Annotated in this window: 7 protein-coding genes; 2 read left to right on the top strand and 5 right to left on the bottom strand. The window is 53.8% G+C overall.

The genetic code is table 11. From position 1 onward, the window contains the following. Positions 1-71: 71 nt before the first annotated feature. Both JJU14_RS15565 and JJU14_RS15560 read left to right on the top strand, forming a co-directional pair. Positions 72-458: a GntR family transcriptional regulator gene (locus JJU14_RS15565; protein WP_228614639.1), complete on the top strand. Its 387-nt coding sequence runs from the start codon at positions 72-74 to the stop codon at positions 456-458. Between the two features lie 124 nt (positions 459-582). Further along, positions 583-1,725, top strand: coding sequence for a dicarboxylate/amino acid:cation symporter (locus JJU14_RS15560; RefSeq protein ID WP_228614638.1), 1,143 nt, complete (start codon positions 583-585; stop codon positions 1,723-1,725). A gap of 59 nt (positions 1,726-1,784) precedes the next feature. On the opposite strand, the gene JJU14_RS15555 is transcribed toward JJU14_RS15560, so the two are convergent. The 5 genes from JJU14_RS15555 to glmU all read right to left on the bottom strand — a co-directional run. After that, positions 1,785-4,205 carry an ABC transporter permease gene (locus JJU14_RS15555; protein ID WP_228614637.1) on the bottom strand — a complete coding sequence of 807 codons (2,421 nt, stop codon included), beginning with the start codon at positions 4,203-4,205 and terminating at the stop codon, positions 1,785-1,787. After that, positions 4,202-4,915 (bottom strand): ABC transporter ATP-binding protein, encoded by a 714-nt coding sequence (locus JJU14_RS15550; RefSeq protein ID WP_228614636.1) that lies wholly within the window; start codon positions 4,913-4,915, stop codon positions 4,202-4,204. The genes JJU14_RS15555 and JJU14_RS15550 overlap by 4 nt, the downstream gene beginning before the upstream one ends. Positions 4,916-4,925: 10 nt before the next feature. Then, positions 4,926-6,155 (bottom strand): HlyD family efflux transporter periplasmic adaptor subunit, encoded by a 1,230-nt coding sequence (locus JJU14_RS15545; RefSeq protein WP_228614635.1) that lies wholly within the window; start codon positions 6,153-6,155, stop codon positions 4,926-4,928. A 156-nt stretch (positions 6,156-6,311) separates the two neighbouring features. Then, the gene (locus JJU14_RS15540; protein ID WP_228614634.1) at positions 6,312-8,447 is read right to left on the bottom strand and encodes a winged helix-turn-helix domain-containing protein; all 2,136 of its coding nucleotides are present in this window, start codon (positions 8,445-8,447) and stop codon (positions 6,312-6,314) included. A 4-nt stretch (positions 8,448-8,451) separates the two neighbouring features. Further along, the coding region (gene glmU / locus JJU14_RS15535) for a bifunctional UDP-N-acetylglucosamine diphosphorylase/glucosamine-1-phosphate N-acetyltransferase GlmU (protein ID WP_228614633.1) at positions 8,452-9,593 on the bottom strand (1,142 nt) is incomplete at its 5' end.

Raw genomic sequence — 9,593 nt, 5'->3', positions numbered from 1 at the left:
GGTACTCAGGGCAACAGAGGTCAGCCAGGCTATGATTCAAATCATAACCAACAACTGGGCTTATTATGTCCATCTTTAGCATCAACCCTAACAGTGGCGAACCCATATACCGCCAGTTGACCGGGCAAATTAAACGCATGGTGGCAGGTGGGCAACTGCGTGCGGGTGATGCACTGCCATCGGTACGCGAGTTGGCCGCCCACTATGCTGTTAACCCGATGACCATTTCAAAAGCGTACAGCTTGTTGGAGGCTGAAGGTATTTTAGAGCGCCAGCGCGGTAAACCGATGACCGTAGCAACCCAAACGCAAAGCAAGCAGAGCGAGCAAGCCCGGTTGCAACAAATCAGGCCCCAGCTGGAGGCGCTTGCTATTGCCGTTCGCCAGTTGCAACTATCCGAGCAAAGTGTGTTATCAGCATTTAGTGAATTGCTGGCGCAAAAAAATGAAGAGGAGTAAGGTAACAAAGCTCTGCACTGGCTCTACCAGCAGGTGCAGATCTCTGCCGCTGCCTTATGCTATGCTCTGACCGTTACTAGGGGACAACCAGCACAGTGCTGGTTTATAACAACGAGAAACGACCATGCTGCTTATTTTAAAACTGATTGCCGGCATTGTGCTTGGCATGCTGCTGGGGCTTTATGCTCCGACGGTACTAACCCAACTGCTGATCACCTTTAAAGGCCTTTTTGCTCAGCTGCTGTTTTTTACCATTCCGCTGCTGATCTTGTTTTTTATTACCAGTGGCATTGCCAATTTGCCACAGAATTCCGGCAAGCTGCTGGGCCGCACTTTGGGTACCGCTTACCTTTCCACCATTTTAGCTGGCAGCCTGGCGTTTTTTGTCGCCGCTTTGCTGGTGCCAGTGCTGGCAGGCTCTGCCGATACAGCGGCCACTTCAGGCAATGGCACTGTACTGAGCCCTTTTATCGAGCTGGCCATCCCGCCGGTGTTTAATGTGATGACGGCGCTGGCGCTGGCTTTTATTTTTGGCCTGGGCATTGCGGCCACCCGGGCAGAGCAACTGAAACAACTGTCCGATCAGGGCCGGGATGTCATTCAGCTGCTGCTGACCAAGATCATTATCCCACTGCTGCCATTTTACATTGCCGGTGTTTTTGCTGAAATGGCGGTGGCTGGCACCGTGTTCGGCACCCTGAAAACCTTTGGTGTGGTGTTGCTGCTCTCTATCGCCCTGCACTGGGTGTGGATCTTTGCGCTCTTTACCCTAGCCGCCATCAAGGCTGGCCGCTCGCCTTTTGGCCTGGTGAAAAACATGCTACCTGCCTACTTCACGGCGCTGGGTACCATGTCGAGCGCGGCCACCATTCCGGTATCGCTAGAGGCCACCAAGAACAATGGCGTGAAAGAAGACATTGCCAACTTTACCGTGCCACTGTGCGCCACCACCCACCTGGCCGGCTCCACCATCACTATTGTGGCCTGCGCGGTCGCGGTGATGGTGATGCAGGATGGTCTGGCCATTCCTTCCTTTATCACCATGCTGCCCTTTATTCTGATGCTGGGCCTGGTGATGCTGGCAGCACCAGGTGTTCCGGGTGGCGCCGTGATGTCGGCGGTTGCCTTGCTGATTTCGATGCTGGGCTTTGGCGACGCCGCCATTGCGCTGATGATCGCACTATATATGGCACAAGATAGCTTTGGCACCGCTTGTAATGTGACTGGTGATGGCGCTATTGCGGTGTTGGTGGATAAAGCAAGTTAAAGCTGAACTCGAATCCCTCCGCAAGCCGGAGGGATTCGCCAGTACTCTTTTTTGTTTTATTACTCATTCCGTAGTGCTTTTACCGGATCGGTCAGCAACACCCGGCGTAGTGGCACAAAGCTGCAGAGCAGGGCGGCGAATGCCAGCAGAGCCAGCAAGGCTGCTACCAGGGTCCAGTTGGCCTGAAACATCAGCTCGGGCTGAGTACGGCTGATGCCGGCCAGGAAAAAGAAGCAGGAAAAGCCGAGCAGCAGCGCTGCCGCTATGGGCTGCGCCAGCTTCTGCAGGTTGTCTTTTAGTAACTGCTTTAAGCTGGCGCCCATCGCCATTTCTACCCCAAGCTGGTAGCGACGCGCCTGCACCAGATAGCTGACAATACCGGCAATACCGGCCAATACCGTCAGTAGGCTCATCAGCGCCAGCGTAGCCGCCAGGGCAGCTGCCAGCCGGTGCGCCAGCGAGTAACGGGCAAAAGCCGCGGCTACGGTAGTGAGCTCGATCAAATCGAGACGCGGATCTTGCTGGCGTAGCAGCTCCAACAAGGCGGTATCGGTCAGGGTATCTCCAGCGTTCAGCGTTAGCAGATAACTGTAGTCACGTAGGCCGGGGTTTTCTGCCGGGTAATACACCTCATCGACTTCATAACTTGGATCGCCGGGGAAATTGGTGTTGGCGACTATACCAATAATCTGCCGCTGCACACTGTCATCGTAGATAGCCAGGGTTTGCCCCAAAGCAGGCTTGCCTGTGGTGCGGACAATGCGATCGGCCAGCCGCTGATTAACAATAAGCGGGTAATGCTCCAGCCCGACCTGTTCAGCGCTAAAACCCTGACCACTCAGCGCCAAGCCGTAAGATTGAAAGTAACCCGGTAGCACCCGGAGGATCCGGGCCGAGGTAATGACTTCACCCTGAGCGTTACTAACAATATCCTGATTACGAACTCTGGGAGCCCTTGGCTCCTCGACGGCGGTGACGGCTTGCACCTGCGGCAAAGCCGCCAGATTTTGCATTAAAGCACGATGCTGGTTTTGCCGCTGCTCGCGATTGTCCAGGTCGCTGTAATTGACAGTCAGTGACCAAAGACCGCTGCTGTCGATGCCGGTGGGTCGGTTGGCTTCGGTCCAGGCGGCGGCAAAGACATGGGCGGTCGCGAGCAACACCAGCAAGGACAACATCAGCTGCACACCGATTAAACTGTGTGCTACCCCTTGCTTGAGTTGCTTACCAGAGCCTTTGCCGCTGCTTTGCAAACTGGCCATCAATTGCTGCTCGCGCACACCACTTAACTCAATCCAGCTAAACAGCAAGGCTATCCCCAGCAGCACTAGGGCTGTAAGCAGCAGCATCAGGCCGTCAATACGCAGCGCGCTGATACGTGGCAATTGCTCACTGGCCACACTGGCAATTAGACCAAAACCCAGCCAGGTGAATAGCAAAGCCAACAGACCGGCGCCTGCCAACAGGGCGACATTATGGCGAAACACCTGCAGAAACATTTGCTTTTTGCTGGCACCAAAGGCGTAACAGACCGCCAGTGGCTGCAGGCGCTTGACCGCCCGAGCCAACTGCATGCTGGATAAATTGACCAAGGCAATTAAAGTAAGCAGGGAAACACCAGCCAGCAGCATCAGCACCAGCCGGCCGGAGTCGCCCTGAATTTGCTGACGCAGTGGTACCACCTTGCCGTAATAATCAAACACATGCTGTAAGTCTGGATGGCGCTCAGCCGAGGCTTGTTTCAGCACCTGATAGACCTCGGCATTAGCCTCTTGCTGACTAACACCCGGCTTTAGCCGGCCCAGGGCGGCATAACCACCGGAATAGCCATCAAAGCCGCGGATATCAACAAACTCATCCATATCCAGCGGCAGCCAGATGGCTTCGTGCGTATCGGTAAAGCCCGGTAATTCCAGCGCCTGCTTAACCACCCCAATCACGGTAAACTGGCGCTGATTCAGCTGAATACTTTGGCCGACAATATCTGGACGACCGCCATAATGTTGCTGCCAGATAGCCTGGCTTAGCACCACTGAAGGCTGCTTATTGCCCGCCCGCTCTTGCTCATTAAACAACCGGCCTAACAGCGGCTCTACCCCCATCACCTCAAAAATATGGTGGTCCGCCAAAAGTACAAACACCTTAGGGCGCGCTGCTATATCCAGCAGTTTGTATTCAGTTTGAAAGCTAAAATAGATTGCCATCTGCTCCAGCAACTGAGTCTTTTGCTGCAGATCAAATAAGGTTTGGATGCTGGATGCCTGATGCAGCGCCCCCTGGTAATTCAACTCACCGCCGACATAATAAAGCTCGCGATCATTCTGATAAGGCAGGGGTGCAAAGAAAGTGATATTGACTAAACTCAGCACGCTAAACAGCAGGGTCAGGGTAAACACCAGGCTGACGACGACGGTCAGGTAGTATTGTCGGGCCTGCAGAAAACTGCGCCACAGCATTGACCAGATTAGGCGCCAATTCATGCTACCTGCTCCTGCTGCTCAGCGTGGACGGCATCTGCGGTCACCACCTGGCCATCGAGCAAATGAATTTGCCGGTGCGCCATAGTGGCATAGCGTGGGTCGTGCGTGACCAGAATGATAGTGGTACCTTGTTGATGCAAATCGGCCAGCAAGGCCATCACCGCATCGCCATTTTTTGAGTCCAGATTACCGGTAGGTTCATCCACCAGCATAATGCCGGAGTCGGCCGCCAGCGCGCGGGCAATCGACACCCGCTGCTGCTGACCACCGGATAACTGGTTAGGAAACAGCGCCGCTTTATCGGCCAAGCCGACTTTTTCCAGGCATTCCAGCGCCCGCGCCTGGCGCTGCCGGATGCTATCGCCGCGGTATTTCAACGGCAGGGCGACATTATCCAGCACGGTGTATTCATCAATCAGATTAAAGGCCTGAAATACAAAGCCAATACGGCGGCTGCGCATCTGTGCCCGCTGATCGGCGTTCATAGCCGATACCAACAAACCATCAATGTAATACTCACCACTATCGGCGGTATCCAGCAGCCCCAGAATATTCAGCAACGTTGATTTGCCGCAGCCGGACGGGCCACAAATAGCCACGTAGTCACCTTCGTGCACACTGAAACTGACACCATTCAGCACCGCTTGTTGCTGCTGACCTGATTGGAAGGTTTTGGTCAGATTTTTTATTTTAAGTACATCGGTTTTCATCGTCCAATCCTTACTGAGTCAGTTTCAGTTGCCGCACGCTGCTATCCAGCTGCAGATCGCTGACAATAATACGGTCGCCGGGATTCAAGCCCGACACTACCTCGATTTGCTGGCCAGAAGCCTTACCAAATTGCACCGGCACCCGGCTGGCCAGCTGATTCGCATCCACTTTAAACAGCTCGACCCTGGCATCTTCGGCTACGCCAGCCGGCCGGTCGACAAAGCTCACCTGGCCACGGCTTTGGCCATAAATGCGCGCATCCACCATCTGCATTGGCCGGATATCACTGCTTAATTGCCCGGGCAATAAAATATCAACCTGCACAGCACCATCGGCCACCACAGGGTCTATCCGCACCACCTGACCGGTAACAATGCCATGACGGGTATCTACGTCGGCGTTGGCTCCCACTTGCAGCAAACGGACCTGCATTTGCGGTACTTTGACCTCAGCCACCAAAGGCGACAAACTGCCAACCAGCGCCAGCTCATCGCCAACATTGACGCTTTGGCCAAGGCTAACCGGCAAGCGCTGCAGCACACCGGCCAGACCGGCCCGCACCACCAGTTGCTGCAACTGATAGGTGGCATTGGCAAGCTCTGCTTCAGCTTGCTGAATATCTTCTTGCTGGATCAGCAAATACTGCTGATGCACTTCCTTCAGTGTTTCAAGCTTTTGCAGCTCCAGCTGATAGCGCTCGGCCAGCTGATCGGCCCGCGCCCGGCTGCGCCTGGCATCCATCGCCGAAATAATGCCAGCTTCAGCCAGCGGCGCTTCGGCTTCTACCTGCAAAGCAGCCAGTTCTGAATCGGATTTCAGCTCCGCGAGGCGCGAGCTTTGCTCTAAAATTTCACGCTGCTGCTCCAGCGCCAGCCGGCGGCTGTTGCTGCGCTTGTTGTGCAAGTTGGCCAGCGCCTGCTGGGCGGCAATTTCAAGGGCAGGGTTTTTTAAGGTCAGGATAATGCTATCAGGCTCAACCACAGCGCCAGGGCGCAGCTTAATTTCATCCACCGTCGCCATGCTGCTGGCAGTCAGCAAACGCTGATTTTGCGATTGCAAGCTGCCATAACCGGTCACCCGCTGGGTGAAATCACCGCTTTGCACCGTCGCCACGCTGACACTGGCTGCGCTGAGGTAGTGCAAACCACCGGCAAAGCCAATACTCCAGCCGCTAATCAGCAGCAAAGCCGAGAGTAGACCAATGGCGCTGTAAACCAGCGCACTGAGTTTGGTTTTCATAGCACTCCCTAAATTCACCTATGGTGTGTTGTTTTTACAATTGATGGTATGAACAAAGGGATGGGAACACAATAAATTTATGATCGCTTTTTTATCACCATGCGATCACTCTGTTTAATTTCATGAAAATGTACAAAAAAGGCCAGGCAGGGAAGGTTAGGGCGTAAAGAGCTGTGCGGGTAAATCTACCTCGACCAGATTGGTCGTTCGCGTGCGTCGGCTGACCCCCAACACACGGTTGCCATCCTGACTAAGAACAAAACGAGGGTGCATTTTTTCAAAAGTAAAGCGGGTTTGCTGCAACTCACCACTCAGCAAATCCAACTGATTTAACCAGGTGGATGCTAAGTCAAAATCACTCCAGATCAGCTTTTGCTGCCGAACATACCATCGGCTGATAAATTCAGTGTTAATACGTTGTCCTAGCGGTTTTAAAGGCCGTAACTGCGGATCCAAATGATACAAGTCCCCCAGGCCTGTGGCAGCAATAAAGCCATCCAAGGTTTCACGTAGTGAGCGATAGCCCGTTACCAGGAGCCGGCTTTGCTGACTGGCGCGCTCATACTGGTGCAACTGCCACTCTCCAGCTATAAGCTGGCCAAAATACACAAGGTTTCCATCCAGCGAAAAAGCAGCATGATGGTCGAGCAAGCTTTGTGACGTAGGGACCAGCTCAACCAGGCTCGTGTTCAGATGAAGCACCATTAGTTGCTGTCCAACCTGCAACAGCAATGCAGCCTGAGCGGCATGATAATCCAACAGTTCAATACGCTGCGGTGCACTGAATAGCACCTCTTTGCTACCGCCATGCTGAGTGTATTGCACGACCATCCGGGTATCTTGTTCTTGTAAAACGCCAAAATACCTTTCGTTATCGGCGTAATTAAGCTGACGGATACCTTCGGGCACCTTTACAATACGCTCGATAGCGAAGCCTGAACCTGGCAGCAACTCATAAAACAACGGCTCTGACAAAAATTCATTCCGCAGCGCCATGAGCCGCCTTTCCGCCCCCAGAATGGAAAAGTCTTCAATTTTTTCGTCACCATGCGCCATGATAACTCGCTGAGTCTGTGAGGGCAGATCCAGGAGTATCAGCCCCTGCTTATCATCCAGTAAAATAAGTGACTCATCATCCAGCCATTCGAGCCTGGAGAGCGAGTCAGCTACTTGCCCTGAATACAGAATTTGATTTGAATGAAGATCATGAACCTCCACCCCAAACACCACGGAATTTAAAAATACTGCATTGGCCAATCGTTGACCCGAAGGTGAAAACATCGAACGATAAATATGATCAATAGCGCTACTACGTGCCTGCAATAGTTCTGGCTGATCACTGCCCAGTTGCCAGCGATATAACTTAACCGGTTTTTGCAGACCATCTGCAGCGTTAATTAACCAACTGTCTTCACCGATCGCTGGGCTCAAGTGAGCAATAAACGGAAAACCCGCCACTTTTTGCTCAGCCACAAGCTGCATAGCGGTATCCAGTTGCACATGATAAATAGCGGAGTCGCCCATCAGCGCATCAACCACAAACATGGATTGATGATCAGCAAATGCCAATAAGATTGGCTGCTGCGCCGCCGTAGGCAACAGGCGAATATCGCGGCTTTGGCGATCCATCAGATAAAGTTGCCACGGTTCACTTTGATTTGGCCGACCGAGAAATGCCAGTTGCGTGCCATCCGGGGACAATGCCAGGCCGCGCTTTTCTCCAGCCGGGGTGGGAATATGCTGACCAGATGATAGCTGGCTCACTAGTGGTAGTGGTGATTGCTCAGCAGTCTTGGGGGCCTGAAGCCATGGCAGTAGCAACCACAACAGCACGGCGGCGACAATGGGCACTAGCAGCAGTGGGATTAGGTTCGCCGAGCGCTTTGCCATCGCCGTTGCTGGCGAGCCGGATGCTGCCGCAGCAATCGCTACTGGGAGATCGGTCGTAGTGGCGGCATCTGCCAACGGCTCGTCGTAGATCTCGGTAACCTGACAAACCAGTTTATAACCGCGTTTTGCGACCGATTTGATATAGCGGGGCTGGCTAAGATCATTGTCATCCAGTACGTTGCGCAGTTTCTTAATACTGCTGCGCACAGCCGAATCGCTGACCACCCGGTCAGTCCAGACCTGCTGGTGCAGCTCTTCTAAACTGACATAGCGCTCACGCTGGTGATACAAATACAGCAGCAAGGCGAAGGCCTTCGGCTCAATCGCGACTTCTTGCCCGTGCTGAAACAGCAGCTGCTGCTCTGGATCCAGCAGGTAATCACCAACAATGATTTTTGGCATGCCGCTACTTTTTCAACTTCACCGGTCGCTGCCAACCATCAATATGCCGCTGCTTGGCGCGGGCGACCACCAGTTCTCCATCGCCGGCATCACGGGTCAGCACGGTGCCAGCAGCTATGGTGGCATTTTCGCCCACAATGACCGGGGCCACCAAAGCGCTGTTGGAGCCAATAAAGGCGCCATCTTTGATGGTGGTGACAAATTTATTGGCGCCATCGTAGTTGCAGGTAATGGTACCGGCGCCGACATTGACTTTATCACCTATCACCGCATCGCCCAGATAGGTTAGATGATTGGCTTTGGAGCCTTTACCGAGGGTGGTTTTTTTCATCTCGACAAAGTTGCCAACATGACTGTCATCCTGCATCACCGAGTTGGGCCGCAAGCGGGCGTAAGGCCCGACCGAGCAGTGCATGCCAACCTGCGATTGCTCGACCATGGAGTTGGGCTTGATTTCAGTGTAATCCCCAATCACGCAGTCTTTTAAAATGCAGTTGGCACCAATGGTCACGCCTTTACCCAGCACCACTTTGCCTTCAAAAATCACATTGATATCAATCAGCACATCGTTGCCGACTTCGACACTGCCGCGCACATCAACCCGATAAGGATCACGTAAGTTGGCACCAGCCAGCATCAGTTCTTCAGCTTTGCGCTGCTGATAAGCCCCTTCCAATGCAGCCAGTTGCACCCGGTTGTTGGCGCCTTCCACCTCCATCGGGTGCTGCGGCTGAGCGGTGGCGATCGCAACGCCTTCGCCGTGTGCCATCGCAATCACATCGGTTAGATAGTATTCGCCTTGAGCATTGCTATTGGATAAGCGGCTCAGCCAGCTTTTCAGCTGCTTGCCCGGCAGGGCCATAATGCCACTGTTCACTTCGTTGATTTGCAGCTGCTCGGGGGTAGCATCTTTTTGCTCAACGATGCCAACTACCTTGCCGTTTTCGCGCACAATACGGCCATAGCCGGTTGGATTGGTTAAATTCACGGTAAGAATTGCCAGGCCATCGGCCGGTTTAGCTGCCAGCAGTTGCTGCAGCGTATCCAGCCGGGTCAGCGGCACATCGCCGTAGAGCACCAGCACGGTATCATCATCGGCAATATTGGGGATGGCCTGGGCCACCGCATGGCCGGTGCCCAGTTGCT

Source organism: Alkalimonas sp. (assembly GCF_020831925.1).
In the GTDB taxonomy this organism is placed as follows: Bacteria; Pseudomonadota; Gammaproteobacteria; order Enterobacterales; family Alteromonadaceae; genus Alkalimonas.
This window is presented reverse-complemented; position numbering and strand designations above follow the sequence as displayed.